7 protein-coding genes are annotated in these 19783 nt (G+C 62.5%); all 7 read left to right on the forward strand.

Annotation, left to right across the window (positions count from 1 at the left end; translation table 11 throughout):
- The first annotated feature begins 86 nt into the window (after positions 1 to 86).
- Complete coding sequence (pglW, locus tag MHN84_RS15070) at positions 87 to 4235, forward strand: BREX system serine/threonine kinase PglW (protein WP_241205337.1); 4149 nt, start codon at positions 87 to 89, stop codon at positions 4233 to 4235.
- A complete protein-coding gene (pglX, locus tag MHN84_RS15075; RefSeq protein ID WP_241205338.1) occupies positions 4232 to 7816 on the forward strand; it encodes a BREX-2 system adenine-specific DNA-methyltransferase PglX in 3585 nt (1194 codons plus the stop codon). The genes pglW and pglX overlap by 4 nt, the downstream gene beginning before the upstream one ends.
- Positions 7771 to 11595, forward strand: coding sequence for a DUF6079 family protein (locus MHN84_RS15080; RefSeq protein ID WP_241205339.1), 3825 nt, complete (start codon positions 7771 to 7773; stop codon positions 11593 to 11595). Before pglX ends, MHN84_RS15080 begins: the two co-directional genes overlap by 46 nt.
- On the forward strand, positions 11586 to 14228 hold the full coding sequence (gene pglZ / locus MHN84_RS15085; RefSeq protein WP_241205340.1) for a BREX-2 system phosphatase PglZ: 2643 nt from the start codon (positions 11586 to 11588) through the stop codon (positions 14226 to 14228). Before MHN84_RS15080 ends, pglZ begins: the two co-directional genes overlap by 10 nt.
- Positions 14225 to 15562: a BREX system ATP-binding protein BrxD gene (gene brxD, locus MHN84_RS15090; protein ID WP_241205341.1), complete on the forward strand. Its 1338-nt coding sequence runs from the start codon at positions 14225 to 14227 to the stop codon at positions 15560 to 15562. The genes pglZ and brxD overlap by 4 nt, the downstream gene beginning before the upstream one ends.
- A gap of 3 nt (positions 15563 to 15565) precedes the next feature.
- Positions 15566 to 17632, forward strand: coding sequence for a DEAD/DEAH box helicase (locus MHN84_RS15095; RefSeq protein ID WP_241205342.1), 2067 nt, complete (start codon positions 15566 to 15568; stop codon positions 17630 to 17632).
- A 111-nt stretch (positions 17633 to 17743) separates the two neighbouring features.
- Positions 17744 to 19420: a DUF262 domain-containing protein gene (locus MHN84_RS15100; RefSeq protein ID WP_241205343.1), complete on the forward strand. Its 1677-nt coding sequence runs from the start codon at positions 17744 to 17746 to the stop codon at positions 19418 to 19420.
- The last annotated feature ends 363 nt before the right edge of the window (positions 19421 to 19783 follow it).

Here is a 19783-nt window from a genome sequence, read left to right on the forward strand (position 1 = left end):
TGGGTGCTGCTTGAGCTCGGGTCCTCCGCGGGTCGGGCGGATGGAGAGGCGCCACGGTGAAGTCTGACTCCCCACTTTGGAAGGTCATGGGCGACCCGGCGAGTCCTGCGGAGGCCGCCGCGCTCGATGCCTTCCGCGAGCTTCTTCCAGAAGATGGCATCACCACGGCCTGGGCAAATCTGACCTTCATCAACGACCAAGGCCGCACGGCCGAGGTCGATGTACTCCTCCTGACCACCCAGGGGATGTACCTCGTCGAGCTCAAGGGCTGGCACGGCACGATCCGCGGGAACGCGCAGCGTTGGAACCAGGGTCAGCGCAACGTCGAGAATCCTCGTCTGTCTGCCGACCGCAAGGCGAAGTGGCTCAAGAGCCTCCTCCAGGACCGGGCTCCCAATAAAGCCGCCAGGGGGCTGGTGCCGCGCATCCATGCAGTCGTCGTCATGCATGGGGAGGGCAGCACCGTCGAGATCTCGGCTCCGGGTGACATAGGAGTCCTGACTCTGGACGGGTACCACGTCAACTCGAGGCCGCGCCTCCTAAGGCTTTCAGACTTCCTCAAACAGCCTCCGCACGACTTCCGTCAGCCAATCGATATCCAGCGAGCACGGCAGGTCCGCACGCTGTGCGACGCCGTCGGATTCACCCCGACGCCGAAGGTTCGCATGGTCGGTGACTTCGTGGTCGCCGACGACGAGCCCATCGCGCAGGGCAGGGACTGGCAGGACGTGCTCGTCAACCTTCCCGCGTTGCCGGACGTCAAGCGTCGGCTACGCCTGTACGACGTGCCAAAGTCCGCATCACCTGCAGACCGCCAGCACATTGAGCAGCTTGCACAGCGCGAGTTCCAGCTCACCCAGGGGCTGCGCCACGGCGGCATTGCCGTGCCGATCGACTACAAGCGAACCGACGACGGCCCGGCGTTGGTGTTCGAGCACGATGCCAAAGAACTCCCGCTCGACGCTTACATCGCCGGGGAGGGTGCCGAGCTGGACCTCGATCAGCGGCTCTCGCTGGTGATCCGGCTGGGCGAGATCCTGCGGTTCGCCCACAACGTCCACCTTCGCCACCGGGCGCTGTCGCCGCGCCGTGTGTGGGCGACCCCCGTCAAAGACGCCCTCCCTGACCTCACCATCCGCGATTGGTACTTCGCCCAGCGCGACAGCTCGACTCGCAACGTCTCCCGCCTGACTGCGATCAGCGCGGGAGTCGATGACCTCATGGGCGTTGCTAACCAGGACGACTGGCTCTGGCTCGCACCCGAGGCCCGCCACTCCGTCGAAGGACTCCCACCAATCCCGCTGGACGTCTACGGGTTTGGCGTCCTGGCGTACCTCATCCTGACTGGCAAACCTCCTGCCGAGACCTTTGTCGAGTTGGAGCAGCGGCTGTCCGAGGCGGGCGCACTCGACCCGCGCGCAGCGTCGCCAGGCATGCCCGACAGCGTGGCTGACGTCATCGCGATGGCAACCCGCGCCGTCGAGTCGGAGCGATTGTCGACGATTGAAGAGGCGCTCGAACTTCTTCGGCTGGCTAGCGACGAGCTTCGGCGAGGGGACCAAGCCGAGGACCCCACGCCGGTCGAAGACCCCGTCGACGCGCAGACGGACGATATTGTCGCCGACCGCTTCATCGTCACTAGTCGTCGTGGTGAAGGTTCTAGCGGCGTGGCACTCGGGGTCCATGACACCGACTCTGACGACCCAAGCCGCGAGCTCGTCCTCAAAGTCGCTCGGACGGAGTCCGCCGCGCGCAGGCTCTCGCCGGAAGCCGACGTGCTGAGAGCGCTCGACCACCGCCGGGTGGTGCGACTTATGGCAGGGCCGCTCGACGTTGGGCACAGACGAGCGCTTCTTCTCAGCGACGCTGGCAAGGAAACGCTTGCTACGCGCCTCTCCAAAGAGGGGCGGGCGACAGTGGGTCAGCTTGAGCAGTATGGAAGCCAGCTGCTGGAAGCAATGATCTACCTGGAGTCGCAAGGTGTCTTTCACCGAGACATCAAGCCGGCCAACCTCGGTATCACGCCAGACCCCGGGACGCGGAAGCCGTCGCTGATTCTCTTCGATTTCTCGCTCGCGAGTGAGAGCGCGGACAACACGTCATCTGGAACGCCGAGTTATCTCGACCCCTATCTCGGCCGTGGTCGCCGACAAAAGTATGACCGTGCGGCCGAGTTGTGGGCCGTCTCGACCACGCTCTTCGAGATGGCGACGGGGCAGCTGCCGTGGTGGGGTGAGGGTGCTGGCCGTCCCGCCGACCCGAGTGACCCGCCAATCATCGAGCCCACAAGCTTCGAGCCAGCCGTGGCGACTCAACTCACGGCCTTCTTTCAACGCGCCCTCCATTCGGACGCGGGAGCCAGATTCAGCAGCGCCGACGAGCTGGCGGTGGCCTGGCAGGGAGTGTTTGCCTCTCTCGACACCGACGACGACAGCGCTGGCGGGAACGACGACCTCGCTGACGCGGCAACACTCGACACTCCGCTGGAGCGCGCGGGCCTCTCAGCACGGGCGCTGTCCGCCGTCTCACGTCTTGAGGTGGCGACCGTTGGGCAGCTGCTGGGCGTCCACCCGACCCGGATCAACTCGATTCGCGGCCTAGGTGAGACCTACCGCAAGGAGATCCAAGCAAGGATTCGCGGCTGGCGAGCACGACTCAGTGGTGGGGGCGAAGTCGCCGCAGATCAGCCCGCGGGTACCGAGCGACTGGTATCCCTCCTTCTGGATCAGCTCAAGGGGACAGAGCGGTCGGTGATCGAACGACTTCTCGGTTTATCAGGCGAAGCGACACCGGGCGAATGGCCCTCCACGGGAGACACCGCCCAATCGTTGCGGATCACTCGCGACCAAGTCGCGAATGCCGTTGACCGAGCGGTCGCAACATGGGGCAACAAGAGCGCCTCCGCCATCGACAGCGTGCGCACCGAAGTTGCGACACTCCTTGCCCGCAACGGCCGAGTGATGGCCGTGACGTCTCTTGCGAACGCATTGGTCGCCCAGCGCGGATCACTGCTCGACGGGGACGACCGGACTCGCCATGGATCGGCCCTCCTGCGTTTGAGCTACGAGCTCGATGCGCGCATGCCTGAGCCGGCGTTGGAACTCCGGCGAGTCATCGGAAAACGTGCCAATGTCATCGCCCTGCGTGAAACTGCGGACCCTGACGACTTAAGGCGAGAATTTCCACCAGCCGACATCCTGACCGAGACGGCCATCGAGTTAGGGCGTCGCGCCGATGAACTCGTCGCGACCGGGATCGTGCCGTTCGCAACGGCACACGCAGCCCTCACTGACGTCGTGAACGAGGCCGGGGCGTCTCCGCTCATCGGCCTGACTGGGCGGCAACTCTTGAAACTCGCCGCAGCAGTTTCGACGAAGGCGGTCGTGTCGGGATTCGACGAGCTGTACCCGCTAGACCTCGACCCACAGCAGGCAGTGGAGCGTGCGCTACGTGGCAAGCCTGGCCGGCGGATCAGTGAGTCCAATGTTCGTCGTACTGTGGCTGCACGTTTCCCACAGGTCGAGCTTCCCGCCGCGTCGCACCGACTCGACGCTCTCGTCTCCGCGGTCCTACCCGGGGTGGTGAACCGCAACGGCGTCTACGAGCTGGCGTCCGAGGTGCGTTCCAGCACACATACAGCCTCAAGCTTCACTGTCGTCGCGCCGGTCGCTGTCGCCGAGGCGGCGGCAAAGCTCAAGGAGTCGCTCTCGCGAAACGGCGCCCTTACGTTGACCACACCGCCCAAGCGATACGTAAAGGCGGCACACGAACTACCGAAGCGGTACGGCGTCGAAGTTCTTGATGTCGCGTCACTGGTCGTGAACGCGACACGCGCACTCGCCAGCGAGCACGGGGCAAGTTGGGAGTTCGTCCTCGGCGTCGACGCTGAAAAACAAGGCGGTGCAGAGTGGTCGAATCTCGTGGGCTTTGTCCAGCAGGCTGTGACACCAGCCTGGGAGGAAAGGCTCGCGAGCGACACCCCGTTACTCATCCTCCACGCAGGCCCCCTCGTCAGATACGGCATGGCAGGGCTTCTCTCAACCCTTCTCGACGTGGGCACGCCGCGCCCCGCTGCACGGTGGCTACTCGTCGCCAAGCAGGGCAACCAGGCTGTCCCGCTGCTGGAAGGCAAGCCAGTGCCACTCGGCCCGAGCGGCTGGATAGAGCTGCCTGCCGACCTCTCGCTCCTCGCCGACCCCGCGAACAGTCGCAGTACCACAGGAGTCAGTAAGTGATTATCTCGTCCGCCCTGCTCGCCGATCTCAAGGGGCAGCTGAAGCTCCTTCAAGCTGACCTGAAACAGCGGGCAGAAGACTCGTCAAACTCGTGGGGCGCGCGCTTGAAGGAGGAGTACGCCGAAGCGTTGCGCCGGGAGCGCACTGGCTGGTCGTGGGTGGATTGGCGCGATAACGAGGTTGACCAAGCCGCGGCCGCGTGGATTATCTCGACGACCTTCCTGCGCTTCTGTGAGGACAATGACCTACTTGCGGGTGCCAAGATCGACGGTCTGCCGACCGCCGTCGGATGGATTGCCGGCCCTGGCGACCGAGTGCAACGTGCTGAGGAGAACCTCACTGCGTACTTCCGCGACAATCCCACCCACAATCGTCGACACTGGCTCCAGCAGGGTTTTTCCGTGCTCGCCGCGCAGCCCGCTGGTGCGGCCTTGGTGGACCCGAAGCACAACCCGGTGTGGAAGGCTGAGATCAGCCCGGAGGCGGCAACCGCGCTGATCGCGTTCTGGCGTCGCACCAACGACGACGGCACACTCGTCCACGACTTCACCGACCCGAACCTGGAGACCCGCTTTCTCGGCGACCTCTACCAAGACCTCTCCGAGCACGCCAAGAAGACCTACGCGCTGCTGCAAACGCCGGTGTTTGTAGAGGAGTTCATCCTTGACCAGACGCTGACCCCGGCGGTCGCGGAGTTCGGACTCGACGGACTCAAGTTGATCGACCCCGCCTGCGGGTCAGGGCACTTCCTGCTCGGTGCGTTTGAGCGGCTCAACCAGGCGTGGCTCGAAGCTGCGCCGGGACTCGACGCCAAGGAACGGGTGCGTCGCGCAATGGCGTCAATCCATGGTGTGGACATCAACCCGTTCGCGGTGGCGATCGCGCGGTTCCGCCTGACTGTCGCCGGCTTGATGGCGGCCGGCGAGCGCTCGTTAGTCGGGGTACCGGCGATGGGATTCCGGCTCGCCATCGGCGACTCGCTTCTTGGTGTTCGAGGCGGCCTTGATCAGACCTTCGACTTCGATGACGACGAAGGCGTGGCTGGGTTCAATTACGACACCGAGGACCTCAACGAGTACTTCGGAATCCTGCAGCCGGGCCAGTACCACGTCGTCGTGGGAAACCCACCGTACATTCAGCCCAAGGACAAGGCACTTAACGCGCTCTACCGTCTCGCGTACAAGACGACATCCGGGAAGTACGCCTTGGCGGTGCCATTCATCGAGCTGCTTTTCCGGCTTGCCGTGCGCGGTGAGCAAGGGCAGGGCGCAGGCTACGTCGGTCAGATCACCGCGAACTCATTCATGAAGCGCGAGTTCGGCAAAAAGCTCATTGAGTACCTGTTTGCCGGACACGACATCGCCAACCCCGTCGACCTCACCGTCGTCATCGATTCGTCAGGGGCCTACATCCCAGGCCACGGAACACCAACGGTCATGCTCTTTGGCCGACGCCGTCGCCCGATCAGCGAGAAGGTGCGCGCCGTTCTCGGTATCCGCAGTGAGCCTAGTCAGCCCGTCAATCCATCCGACGGCCAAGTCTGGTTAGAAATAATCACCAATCTGAACGAGCCGGGGTTCAACGGAAGGTTCGTCTCAGTGAACGATGTTTCCCGGTCCGTCTTGACGACTCACCCGTGGTCGCTTAGTGGCGGAGGCGCCAGCGTAGTGAAGGAGGCGATTGAAGACGCGGCATCACGTACTTTGGGCGCGGTGGCGTCTGAGATCGGAATTATGGCTGTCCTTGGTGAAGAGGAGGCATTTGAGCTTCCAACATGGACTACCGAACCATCCCGGCCAGTGGTCATCGGTGAGGCGATTCGTGACTTCACGCTGCTAACAACACCGCGATTCTGGCCCTACGATTCCAAGTTGGAACCAACAGAGGACGCATCGAGTTCGCGCTGGATGTGGAGATTTCGTCGAACTGTTCGCGGTTATTTGATGTTTGGCAAGACTCGTGAGCAGAGGGGGTTGAAATGGTTCGAGTACGGAATGCTGGCGAAGGCGAAGTTTGCTAACCCGCTCTCGATAACTTTCGCTTTTGTCTCCACTCACAACCACTTCGTGCTGGACCGTGGTGGGGCGGTATTCAAGCAGTCGGCGCCGATAATCAAGCTGCCTGACGGGGCTACCGAGGCCCAGCACCTGGAACTGCTTGGTGTATTGAACTCCTCTACCGCTTGCTTCTGGCTCAAGCAAGTCAGCCATAACAAAGGTAGGCCGAGCGCCGAAGGGGCAGGCGCCGACGAACCGTGGGAGCACCGATACGAGTTTGCTGCTACCAAGCTGGAGTCATTTCCTTTGGTGGCGTCGTTTCCATTAGATAGATCGCGTAATCTCGATCAGATTGCCCAGTTTGTTGCCGGTGCCACACCGTTAGCTGCGGTGAATGGGTGGGTCGAGACCCAGCGTGCCGGCCTTGATGAGGCTCTGTTAATATCGAAGGCGGATTGGCATCGTCTACGCGCGAGGCTTGTTTTTGAGCAAGAAGAATTGGATTGGGCGGTCTACCGGCTCTACGGGCTAATCGGTGAGGACCTCAACTACCACGGGTCGGGAATCGACAGCATCTCCCCCTCGGAACGGGCGTTCGCCATCGCGCTTGCGCGGGATGTTCGGGACGGTCGGACTGAAACTTCATGGTTCCGCCACTGGAATCACAAGTATCCAGAAATTGCAGACATTCCCGACTCTTGGCCGGACGACTATAGGGCGGTCGTTCAACGTCGGCTTGACCTGATGGCCTCGGATGACAACATTCGTTTGTTGGAGCAGCCGGAGTTTAAGCGCCGTTGGGCCACTGCCGGTTGGGACGCGCAGCGCACAGAGGCTGTGCAAGCTGCAATCCTGGACCGGCTTGAGGATCCGAGTTTGTGGCATGACCCGCAGGGGCCGATCACAAGGTCAGTGGCCGAGCTCGCCGATCTGCTCCGTGCAGATCCGGTGTCGAAGGAGCTCGCTCGCGTACTGACCGGCTCTGCTGAGCCGGACCTTGGTGCGGTGATCGGCGGGCTTATCGGAGATGAGGCGGTGCCTTTCCTGGCTGCCTATCGTTACAGGCCTGCGGGCATTGAGAAATACCGTGCGTGGCAGGAGGTTTGGGCATTGCAGCGGCGGGAGGACGCCGGTGAGAAGGTCACCATCCCCGTGCCGCCCAAGTACGCCCAGGGCGATTTCGCGAAGGCGACGTACTGGCGGGCTAGGGGCAAGCTCGACGTCCCGAAGGAACGCTTCATCGTGTATCCCGGTGTGGCGCGCGAAGGCGATGCGACACCGGTGCTCGGCTGGGCCGGTTGGTCGCATCGTGATCAGGCGCTTGCTCTTGCCCGTGAGATCCCCGTCCAGCAAGCACTCGGTGCCGACGACAACGCCCTGGAGCCGTTGGTGGCGGGGTTGGTCGAGTTGGAGCCCTGGCTGGCGCAGTGGCACTCGGAGATCGAGCCGCAGTTTGGCGCCAGCCCGGCTTCGGTCATCACCGGTGTTGTTGACCAATACCTTGCCCGTATGGAGAAGACGCGTGACCAGGTGACGGCATGGACGCCGCCGGCCGCGCCTCGTGGACGGAGGGCTTCGCGATGACCGACTTGTCCTTGCCGTTGCGGGATGCGATCGACATCCCACTCGCCGTCCATGACGACGACTTCGTCCTCCAGATTCATCGCGCACAAGAGGCTGCGTCTCAGACGCTGGCCGACTACGTGGTTACTGAGTCGATCGCCGAAGCGTTCGACAAGGGTTTGACCTTGGTCGAGGCCACCCTGTCGAGCGGATCGTCCAAGGGCGCGTTCATCCACGGCTCCTTCGGTTCCGGTAAGTCCCATTACATGGCGGTGATGCACCTGCTGCTTTCCGGCAACCCACAGGCCAAGGCTCTATCCGGACTCCAGGCCGCAGTCGCCAGGCATGAGGCTTTGCTCAGCCGCAATCTGCTCGCGATCGACTACCACCTCATCGGGGCAGAGTCCTTCGAGTCGGCACTTTTCGGGGGTTACCTCGCCACGATGAAGAGACGACACTCCCAAGCGGCCGCGCCAGTCCTGCACCGCTCCGACTCCTTGTTTGAGAACGCAGACCAGTTGCGGTCACAGCTCGGGGACAAGCAGTTCTTCGACCGGTTCGGGGCAAGCGGCTCGGGCTCATCTGGCTGGGGCACGTTTGCCACCACGTTGACGCCCGCGTTGTATGACGCGGCCCGGACCAAGCCAGCAAGCGACCCCGAGCGGCAGCGAGTAGTCGCCGATCTCGTTCGCACATACTTCCCGGCCTTCGAGAACACTGGCACCTGGCTGGACATGACCGATGGCCTTGTTGCGATGACTGAGCATGCCAAGGGCCTCGGTTACGACGGGGTTGTGCTCTTCCTGGACGAACTTGTGCTCTGGCTCGCCAATCATCTGCGCGACACCGCGTTCATCCAGACCGAAACCTCCAAGGTCGCCAAGCTCGTCGAGGTAGGCACCGGCGCACTTCCAATCCCATTGGTGTCCTTCGTCGCTCGTCAGCGGAATCTCAAGGACTTCCTCGGCGGAGGGGCAGTCGGCGCTGAACAGGTCGCACTCGATGACTCCTTCCAGTGGTGGGAGGGCCGGTTCGAGAAGATCACCCTTGCGGCGGCCAACCTTCCACAGATCGTCAATAGGCGCCTGCTACAACCGACCAACGAAACTGGTCGCGATGCACTCGCTTCGGCAGTGGCTCGGGTGCGCGCCAACCCGGTGGCCTTCAAACACTTGCTCACCGACGAAGCTGGCTCAGCGGCAGTCGATTTCGAGCAGGTCTACCCGTTCTCGCCTGCGCTGGTCGATGCAATGGTTGCGCTCTCGTCGATCATGCAGCGCGAACGCACAGCACTGAAGATCATGAGCGAGCTGCTGTCCCGAGGCCGGGGCGAGCTGACCGTCGGTGACGTCATCCCAGTCGGTGACCTCTTCGACGTGGTCGTGCTCGGCGATGCTGAGCCACTGACCGACGACATGAAGAACCTGTTCCGTGCAGCACGCACCTTCTACACGCGGAAGATGCGCCCGTACCTCCTGAATCGGCACGGCCTGACCGAGGATGAAGCGAAGGGGCTGGCACGTAACCATGTCTTCCGTCGTGACGACCGGCTCGCCAAGACACTGCTCGTTGCAGCCATCGCGCCCGGCGCAGCCTCGCTGAAGGATCTCACAGCCTCGAAGTTGGCGGCTCTCAACTTCGGCACGGTTGTGTCGATGATCCCCGGTCAAGAAGCCGTCCAAGTTGTCGGTCTCGCGCGTGATTGGTCGGCGGAGTTCGGTGAGATCACTGTCGGGCCCCAGGCGAGCGACCCAGTCATAACCCTGCAACTGTCCGGCGTCGACTACGACTCGGTCCTCGTCCACGTCCAGAACGAAGACACCCATGAGAACCGCCGCGGCCTGCTGCGGCACCTCCTCGCCCAGCAGATCGGAGCCTCCCCGACGGGAGCGTTGGGGAGCGAATACTCGTTGACCCACGTATGGCGGGGGCAGAAACGAGAAGTCGATGTCGTCTTCGGCAACGTCCGTGACGCCCGCGCGCTTCCTGATGCGGCACTCACCGCAACCGATGGTCGCTGGAAACTAGTCGTCGACTTCCCCTTCGATGACGACGGACACCCGCCGTCTGACGACGTCCTCCGCCTCGTGCAACTTAAGCAGGATCGTCTGCAAAGCGACACGATCGCGTGGTTGCCGCACTTCTTGACCGCCACCCGCATGGATGACATCGGCAAACTCGTCGCCCTCGAATACCTGCTTACTGGCGCGAGGTTCGATCAATACTCGACGTCCCTGCCGGTCAACGATCGAGAGCCAGCGCGTAGGCAGCTCGCCAACCAGCGAGACTCGCTGCGGGAGCAGATCGTGCTCGCTTTACGCCAGGCCTACGGCATCGACGCAGCAACTGATGACTACCTCGGTGAGCGAGTTCCGGAAGGGAACACCTTCGTCACCCTCGCACCTGACTACGATCCGCGGAAGCCCTCGTCACCGTCCTTCTCCGACGCGGTTGTCACGGTCCTCAACGGCGCTCTTGATGCGCGGTTCCCGTCGCATCCCGACGTCGATCGCGGCGCAGACGAGGTCCGCCGCGGCGAGTTCGCCGCGGTGCTAGACCTGGCTCGCGAGGCGATGGCTAAAGGCGGGCGGATCGACACCGTGGACAGGAACACCGCGAGCAAGGTGCGTCGGGTAGTCGATGCCTACGGAGTGGGCACTCTCAGCGAAGTCACCTACGTGCTGGATACGGCGCACTTCGCGCGGCACGACGATTTCACAAAGGCCCTCGCTGGTAGCGACCCGACCGTCGGTACCTTGCGAGGCGCGCTTGCACACACCGGCATGACAACGGACGCTCAGGATCTGTTGATTCTGGCGTGGGTGGCGCTCACCGATAGGCAACTCCTCCGCTACGGTTCGCCGGCAGGCTCGCCCGGCATCGGCGGATTGGCGAATGACATCACCCTTCAGGAGCCAGTCCTTCCGAGCCGCGAGGATTGGACCAACGCCCTTACCCGGGCCAAAGGCATCTTCGGTGTTGGAGCCAACGAGTACCACCTCTCCAGCGGCGCCTTGCAACGACTCGGGGATGAGTTGATGGCGAAGTTGCGCCAGCTCGATCCAGGTGCGACGGATCTTGTCGGTGCACTCGAATCGCACAGCGACATTCTCGGGCTCGGGGATGTGAGTCCGCGACTGGCCACCGCCCGCCGCGCTCGTGACCTTGTCGAGGCGCTGTGCGACGTCGACCACGTTGGTCGGATTCGGGTCCTAGCCGAATTTGATCTTCCTAGTGAGCTGCAACCCCTTGCGCGGTCACTTTCCTCTGCCCCAGATGTGACGGCGGCGCTTCAGGGGGCCAACTGGCAGCTGCTCGATCAACTGCCCAACTTGGCGGGTGAACGGGCGGCCAGTGCACTTGGGGCATTACGGGGTGCGGCCGACGCCGATCAGATGCACGTCGATGTGGCTCCCGCGCTGACCGCAGCAGCCCATGAGGTCACCCAGATTCTCGTTGAGCTGCGTGGCAAGGGAGCGCCGCCCGACGACAAGCCCGCAGCCGAGCAGGAACGGTTGCGTCGTGAGCAAGACGACCAACGCCGGCGTGAGCAGGAAGAGGAACTCAAGCGACGCGAGCAGGAGGCCGCCGACCGCGAGCGGCGGTTGCGCGAACAAGAGGAGGAATGGCGTCAGCGGCAGGAGGAAGCGAAGCGCGAGTCCGAAAGACGCGCTCAGCAGGGGCATATGGTCGAGGTGGAGGACGTATCGCAGGTTGAAGTTCTCCTTCAAAAGCTGACAGAAGAACTCAGCCGCCCGGTTGAGGGCAAGAAGCTAAGGGTCGACTGGCGATGGCTCTGAGCAATCAGCTCCGTACTGTCAGCGTTTCGCCAGCGATGGTGCGTCAGCGTGCAGCAGACCTGGTCAACTCGGACGCGCAGATCCTTCTGTTACGTGCTCGCCCCGAGTGGAAACACGGAGACGTCACGGTCGGCGACACGACCGTTCGGGTTCTGCCCGGCGTGTCTCAACTAGCCGTCCTCGACATCCTCGACTCGTTGGCACCCGACGAGCCCGCCATCGTCCTCACCGATCGCACAGCCGATGACCTCGGCGACGCAGTACTTTCTCGTGCCTACAAGCAGGGGATCGAGCTGCCAGACGAGTGGCGGGCCTTGCCACGGCTTTTCTCGGGGGCATCGGAGGTCGGCAGTGATCTCCGGCGGTTGGACTGGGCTGCAACGGCGTTGCTCGATCATCAACCACCCGGCGGATGGCCGCGGTCGGTGGAGCCCGCTCTCACCGCGCGCCACGCGATCGGCTCTCTCCTGGCGCATGTCCTCGGACTAGGCGCTGACGCTCAGCTCGACGGCGTGGTGCTGCTCACGGCTCTGGGAAGACGTAACGTACGTGCTGCCTGGGCCGCGATTGATGAGCAGTTGAGACGCCATCTGATTGAGTGGGCTGCCACAGAGTTGGGCGATCCCGCTGCTCTTACAATGCAGATCGCTCAGCGCAACGAGCATGTCACTCCTCTTGCCGTCGGCCTCGCATTAGACGTCTTGTGGCCGGAGGACGGCGCTCCCCCCACTGAGGCGCAGGTTTCCGCACGGGTGCGGGTCGAGCGCTTCGTTGACGGGAAAGCGGTGCCCGTCGACGGAGCGAAGGCCCTTGCGAGACTTACCAAGGCGGCGGTGCTGCGACTTGAGGTGGACGACTCTCCGGAACTAGGTGTCGCGCTACAGCAGGCGGAAGCACTCCTTGGTGATCTTGGCTGGCCTGAGGGCGCTGAGCGGTCGGTTGTCCTGCATCCTGGCTATCTGGCCCGCGTTCGTGCGCTTGCCTCGGCACTGACTTCCGGTGACGACGTCGAGGGGGCCCTCGTTCGCGTGCTTGAACACCGCGACGCAAACTCCTCGCAGGCTCCAACGATGGCCGTGCGCCTTCACCGTTGGCTTGCGACCGTCGAGGAGACCACCACTTCGTTCGGCGGCGATCTTCAACGGCAGATGAACGACGGGGCATGGGTCGACGCCGCCATCGGCGCCGTATGGCACGGCTCAGGTGACCCGATCGTCGCCGAGGCATATCAACAACTCCTCGATAAGGTTCACGTTCGACGGAAGCAGCGTGACAGCGCAGCAGCCTCGCGACTGGACCAAGTCAACGGAGCAGATAACCAACGCGCGATCGGCGTGGAGCGGCTGCTGGCCGAGATCGTCGACCCCTGGCGGCGCAAATCTGGTGCTCTTCTGGTCGTGCTGGACGGAATGAGTAGTGCCATCGCCACGGCAATCGCATCCGAAGTCGCCCGGTTGGGCCTGTTGGAGTGGGTTCCGACGTCAACGCACGCACGGCAGTCGGTCGTCGCGGCATTGCCGTCGCTGACCAACGTCTCTCGGACATCGCTCTTCTGTGGTGAGGTCCGCTCAGGCACGGGTGAGGACGAAAGGCGCGGGCTGGCCACGGCGTTCCCTGGTTCAAAGCTCCTCCATAAGAACGACCTACGGTCCGAAGGTGGCGCATCGCTACCCGGTGACCTGATGGGCGCAATCCAGGACGCCGCAGTGCCTGTTGTTGGAGTGGTAATCAACGCGATCGACGACGCGATCCATAAAAACGACATGTCGGCGTGGGATTGGGATCTGCGTTCGCTTGATCCGCTGCGGGCACTCCTGGAGGCCGCCATCTCCGCTCGCCGCGCAGTCATCCTGACGTCCGATCACGGCCATATCGTCGAGCGAGAAACAGAGGCGCTGAGCGTCAGTGGCGCCGAGTCACGTTGGCGGCCGGCATCAACCGGCCCAACGGGCGATGGTGAAGTTCTCGTGTCTGGTCCGCGAGTCGTCGCGCCGGGTGGCGAAGCGGTACTTCTCTGGCGTGGCGACGCACGCTATGGACCTCGGCACGCGGGCTACCACGGTGGTGCCAGCCTCGCGGAGCTGACGATTCCCGTGCTCGTGTTTCAACCCGCAGCCGTCGCGATCGGTGCCGCGGAGTGGCAGCCTGCCGCACCGCAAGTCCCCTTGTGGTGGAACGACCCCGTTGGTCGCGTTACATCTATCGAGCCGCCTCCGCCGCCCCCTGTGCAACCCAAGAAGTCCAGGGGAGCAGCGGCGAGTCAGGGCGAGGGCCTGTTCGAGATCGAAGAGCTGCCCCCGCCGCCGGCAGCTCCTCCCGGACTGGTCGAAGCGGTGCTCGCCTCCCGGACGTACTCCGAGCAGAAGCGGATGGCTGGCCGGCGGGCGCTCGACGACGGGACTGCAGGAGCGGTGCTGCGTGCACTGGTCGATCGTGGTGGTCGTGCTCATCAAGACACGGTCGCTGCTGCCGCCGGCATCCCGACCGCCGATATCGGGCAGGTCTTTGCGGCTGTGCGCCGGTTGCTCAACGTCGACGGATACGGCGTCGTTGAGCTCGACACCGATGGCGTCACGCTACGGCTCGACGAACACCTTCTCCGCGAACAGTTCTCGGTCGGAGATACGCGATGACCGACGTGCCGGGGGGCATCAGCCCCCGTCGCCGCAAGGACATCATCGACGCACTGCGGCGGGGCACCGTGCCGCAACAGGGCCTTGACGTGCTTGCCGTCGGCTTGGCGCGCTTCGAGGACACCGTTGACGAAGAGCTACAGACCGTCTCCGGTGGAGGCGCCGTATTCAAGGCCGTCCGCGGCGAGTACGGCTCGGGCAAAACTTTCTTTTCCCGATGGCTTACCGAACGAGCCAAGCGCGCAGGTTTCGCCACCACCGAGGTGCAGATCAGCGAGACAGAAACACCCCTGCACAAGCTGGAGACGGTGTATCGGCGCATCACTGAGAACCTCTCCACCTCGACCACCCAGTCGGGTGCCCTCCGAGACGTGGTTGACGGCTGGTTCTACATCCTCGATCACGACGCCAAGGATGGAGCGACATCATCAACAGGCTCAGGAGGAACACTCGACCTCCTCCAACGTCGACTGTCTGATGTCTCGAAGGAGGCGCCGGCCTTCGCCGCCGTGCTGCGGCAGTACCGGCTGGCGCAGACGGCGGGGGACTCTGCGGAGGCGGATGGATTGTTGGCGTGGCTCGGTGGTCAGCCACACGTGGCGGCCTCAGTGAAGCGTGCCGCTGGAGTTCGCGGCGACCTCGACCACTTCGGCGCGCTCGGCTTCCTCCAGGGGCTGCTCACCGTCCTTCGCGATTCTGACTACGCAGGACTCGTCGTCGTCTTCGACGAAGTCGAGACGTTGCAACGCATGAGAAGCGATGTCCGAGAGAAGTCGCTGAACGCTCTTCGTCAGCTCATGGATGAGATCGACGGTGGCCGGTTCCCTGGCTTGTATCTACTCCTCACCGGTACACCGGCGTTCTTCGACGGGCAGCAAGGAGTGCAGCGTCTTCCACCGCTGGCCCAACGACTTCAGACCGACTTCACCACGGACGCGCGCTTCGACAACCCGCGCGCAACGCAGATCCGCCTCACCGGATTCACACCAGAGTCGCTGTTGGAGCTTGGCAGCCGCGTCCGTGACATCTACGCGGCCGGAGCCAAAGACCCTGAGCACGTTAGGAACATCGTCGACGACGGTTACCTGCGAGACCTCGCAGCCGCGGTAGGGGGTGAGTTGGGCGGTCGAACCGGAATTGCGCCACGACTCTTCTTGAAGAAACTGGTCTCCGACGTCCTCGACCGCGTGGACCTCTTCGAGGACTTCAACCCACGCCGCGACTACCACCTCACGGTCAGTGCCGACGAGATGACGCCGACCGAGCGAGAAGCGCATGTCCGGAGCAACCGCGTTCCGGCAGAGAGCGTCGACGAAATCGAGTTGGACCTTTAGCCGATGTCGGCTCCCACTGGTCTCGACGCCGCCATCGAATACCACATCGTCAACTCGTTGGGGTGGCCCTCACTCAGACCGTTGCAGGCCGAATCCGTCCAGCCGGTGAGATCAGGTACCGACTGTGTCCTCGTCGCTCCGACTGCCGGAGGCAAGACCGAAGCAGCTGTCTTTCCGTTGCTTTCGGAGATGGTCGAAGGCAAGTGGTCGGGTACCACCGTCCTATATGTGACGCCACTTCGTGCTCTCCTGAACAACCTCCACGCCCGCGTGAGCACCTATTGCTCCTGGCTCGGACGCACGGCGGGGCTGTGGCACGGTGACGTGGGGCAATCTGAGCGTCGGAGGATGCTTGGCGATCGACCAGACATCCTGCTGACGACCCCGGAATCCATCGAGGCCATGCTGGTGTCGCGACGAGTCGATCACGAGCGATTCCTGGGGTCGGTTCGCGCCGTCGTGGTCGACGAGCTTCACGCGTTCGCCGGGTCCGACCGGGGCTGGCACCTGCTCGCCGTGCTGGAACGAGTCGAACGGATAGCCGGGCGCAAGATCCAACGCGTGGGTCTTTCCGCAACCGTTGGCAACCCGGAAACCGTTGGCGCGTGGATGCAAGGCTCGACCGAGGGGCGCGGCCCGGTCGTTGTGGTGCGAGAAGACTCATCGCCGACGGTGAGCCCAGAAATCACCGTCGACTACGTCGGGAGCATGGACAACGCTGCCACGGTGATTTCCCGGCTCCATCGGGGCGAGAAGCGACTGGTGTTCTCCGAATCACGTCGTTCCGCAGAGGAACTTGCCTTTCTCCTGCGCGAGCGTGGCGTCCAGACCTTCGTGTCCCACTCGTCGCTCTCCGCCGACGAACGGCGGCGAAGCGAACGCGCCTTCGCTGAGGCGAAAGACACAGTGATCGTTGCGACCTCGACGTTGGAGCTTGGTATTGACATTGGCGATCTCGATCGCGTGATCCAGATCGACGCGCCGCGCACTGTTTCGTCGTTCCTGCAACGACTTGGCAGGACCGGCCGGCGACCGGGCACGAGCCGCAACACTCTGTTCCTTGCCACCAGCCTCGACGGACTCCTCGACGCTGCCGCCGTACTACTTCTGTGGAAGCGCGGATTCGTCGAAGACGTAGTCGCTCCACCACACCCGCGACACCTTGCTGCTCAACAACTTCTCGCGTTGGCGCTGCAGGAGGGATCGTTCGGAGCATCGGACTGGCCGCGATGGTGGGAAGACCTTCCGCTCATGGCGGACGGGGTGGAGGTCCTCGACTACCTGCGCGAGCAAGACTTCCTCGTCGAGGATTCGGGGCTGCTGATGATCGGTCCACGCGCGGAGAAGGAGTTCGGCAACCGACATTTCATGGACCTGCTCTCGACCTTCGTCGCCGATCTTGAGCTACGGGTCGTAGCGGGCATTCGGGAGATCGGATTCGTTTCGCCACTTGCCATCCCGGCTCGGAAGGATCGCGAGCATCGACCGCTCGTTCTCGCCGGTCGCGGATGGCTCGTGCAATACGTTGACTGGGAGCGGTTCACCATATGGGTCGAGGAGATACCGGCTAAAGGTGACGTGAAGTGGCCGTCTGGTGCCGTAACGCAGTCATTCGAGGTGTGCCAGGCCAAGAGGGAAGTGTTGCTTGGGGCGGTGCCTGACGTCGAGTTGTCCAAGCGGGTGCCCGGAGCGATGGAGCGTCTCCGCGGAGAACGCGCCGCGGAGGTCGATGATGGCGGGCTTGTGCTTCGTCCTCGCGGTGCGGGAGGCACGCGTCTGTGGACGTGGGCAGGGTTGAAAGCGAACGCGACACTTCTAGCAGGACTGGGGTTCAGCGCCAGTGGGGTGGAGAACGAGAGCATTGTCCTGCCGCAAGGCACGACCGCAGATGACGTCAAGACTGCGGACACCGACTCCGTTCCGCTTGTCGACGAGGAGGCCGTGTCGGGGCTTAAGTTCTCAGTGGCACTGCCGCCGGATCTTGCATTCAAGACGCTTGGCGAGCGGCTGGCCGATCCGCGAGGCGCGACGGAAACTGCACAAGCCCCTATCATGCGTCATACCGACTAGTGACATGTCGACTAGGAAAAGCCATCGCCCTCCGCGGTGAATCAGTCCGGCGAAATCCTGCGCGCTGGAACGCATGATGACACGTTGCTGTTAGCGCTAGCATCAGAAAGTATGGTGATAGCGCAGCCAAGCCACAGCAACTATCCGGATTTGCTCAGTCAAATTGAGCGCGGCACGATTAAAATTCCGCAATTCCAGCGGGAATTCGTGTGGTCTAGAGCCAAGGCGGCGAAGCTCCTCGACAGCATAGTCAAGGGATACCCGGTCGGAACATTCATCTTCTGGCACACCGATGAACGACTGCGCACGGTCCGTAGCATTGGGAAGATCAGGTTCAAAGACAAAGCGAGTGCCGACTACTTTGACTATGTCCTCGATGGTCAACAGAGACTGACTAGCCTTTACGCCGCAGTTAAGGGTGTAAGTGTGCGGCGGACCAATGGAAAGGTCGACGACTTTTCGGACATATGGGTGAACCTCGACGCGGACGAGCACGACGACATCGTGACCATCGATTGCTCGGACGAGAGTGCAAACTACCTCCGGTTATGCGACCTTCTCGGCGGCCAGCTCTTGACGTTGGCGCAGGAGTTCGACACTAGTTACTACCCGGTCCTACAGCGATACGCGAATGCCTTCACCACATACAGCTTCCCAGCCGTCTCGGTCAGAGACGCTGAGATAGATGTTGCCACTGATATTTTCACGAGGATCAACGAGGGCGGTAAGCCGCTCACTCCGTTCGAGATCATGGTGGCCAAGACCTACGACGAGAGACGCAAGTTTGATCTTGCAGATAAGTACGCACACTTGAACGCGAGGCTTGACACGGTGGGCTACACCGTCAATGACATGACGCCACTGCAGTTAATTGCGTTGCTGGTGAAGGGTGATTGTCGGCGCCAAGCAATTCTAAAATTAGACAAGGCAACGGTGATAAAGCACTGGGACCCTGCTGTTAGTGCTGTTGAGCAGGCCGTGGATTACTTTAGATCAGCGTTCGGTGTAGTGGTCTCGCAACTGCTGCCCTACAGCGCTCTGGTCATCCCGTTCGCATACTTCTTCAATCAGAATGGGGGTAAAAAGCCCACCTCGACGCAAGCGCGGCTTCTAGCCGACTTCTTTTGGCGATGCAGCATTGGTGGGAGGTACTCCTCCTCTCTGGAGAGTAGGTTGGCGTCCGATCTGGGGCGGATTGATTGCATTCTCCAGGGGCAAGCAGCGACGTATGACTGGCCGACGCACGTCGATGTCGAATTCCTTCGAGCGAACGGTCGATTCTCCCCATCTCGGGCTTTTATCAAAGCGATTCTGTGCATCTATGTTTCTTTCCGGCCACGCTCATTTGATAGCAACAATGCCGTAGCCGTAGCGAACGACACGCTAAAGCGCGCCAATAGCCGCAACTACCACCACTTTTTCCCTAAGGCATACTTGAAGAAGATTGGTGTGCCGGAATTAGAGGCAAACAGCGTCTTCAATATCACGATCATCGACGATCATTTAAACAAGCATCAGATAAGAGCGAAACCGCCGCTGAAGTATATGCAGGAGTTCGAGAAGTCCAACACTCAGCTGACGCAGACGCTAAAGTCCCACCTGCTATCTCCGGACAGCTTATGGGCCGACATTCAGAATGATAACTACGAACTGTTCCTGCAGCGTCGTGCGGAACGCGTCAGCAAGGAACTCAGGAAGCGCATCATCCCACAGGCGATCGACTCCGAGGCTCAATCAATCGACGACGAAGTAGACCTCGACGAGGAGTCCGCCTTCGAACCGACCTAAGCAATTCGTGATTATTTGCCCATGGCCAGCGCTCGCGAGTGGGTGTTCGCCGCAGACTTCGGATCGAATCGATACCTGCGCTGCACTGTGGCAACCAGGGACGTTCCGGCCACCTTCGCTGGCTGCGCAGGCGCACCTTCGGACTCCAAGCGCCGGAGTCGGTTGATCTCCCCCGCAGCGATCGCGGCACCGCACAGCCATCCGAGCACGCCAGAACCGGGGCCAGAGTTCCCGGCTGTCCGTGGCCATGAAAAAGTACCCACTGGTGGTCAAGTCGAGGTATCCGTTTTTGGCCAGGTAAAAGTATCCACCCCGTGTTCGTCGTGTCGATCAGGAACTGCGGGCCCCGACGGTGACGGTGAA

Origin of the sequence: Mycobacterium sp. PSTR-4-N, from assembly GCF_022348085.1 — a bacterium.
In the GTDB taxonomy this organism is placed as follows: Bacteria; Actinomycetota; Actinomycetes; order Mycobacteriales; family Mycobacteriaceae; genus Mycobacterium.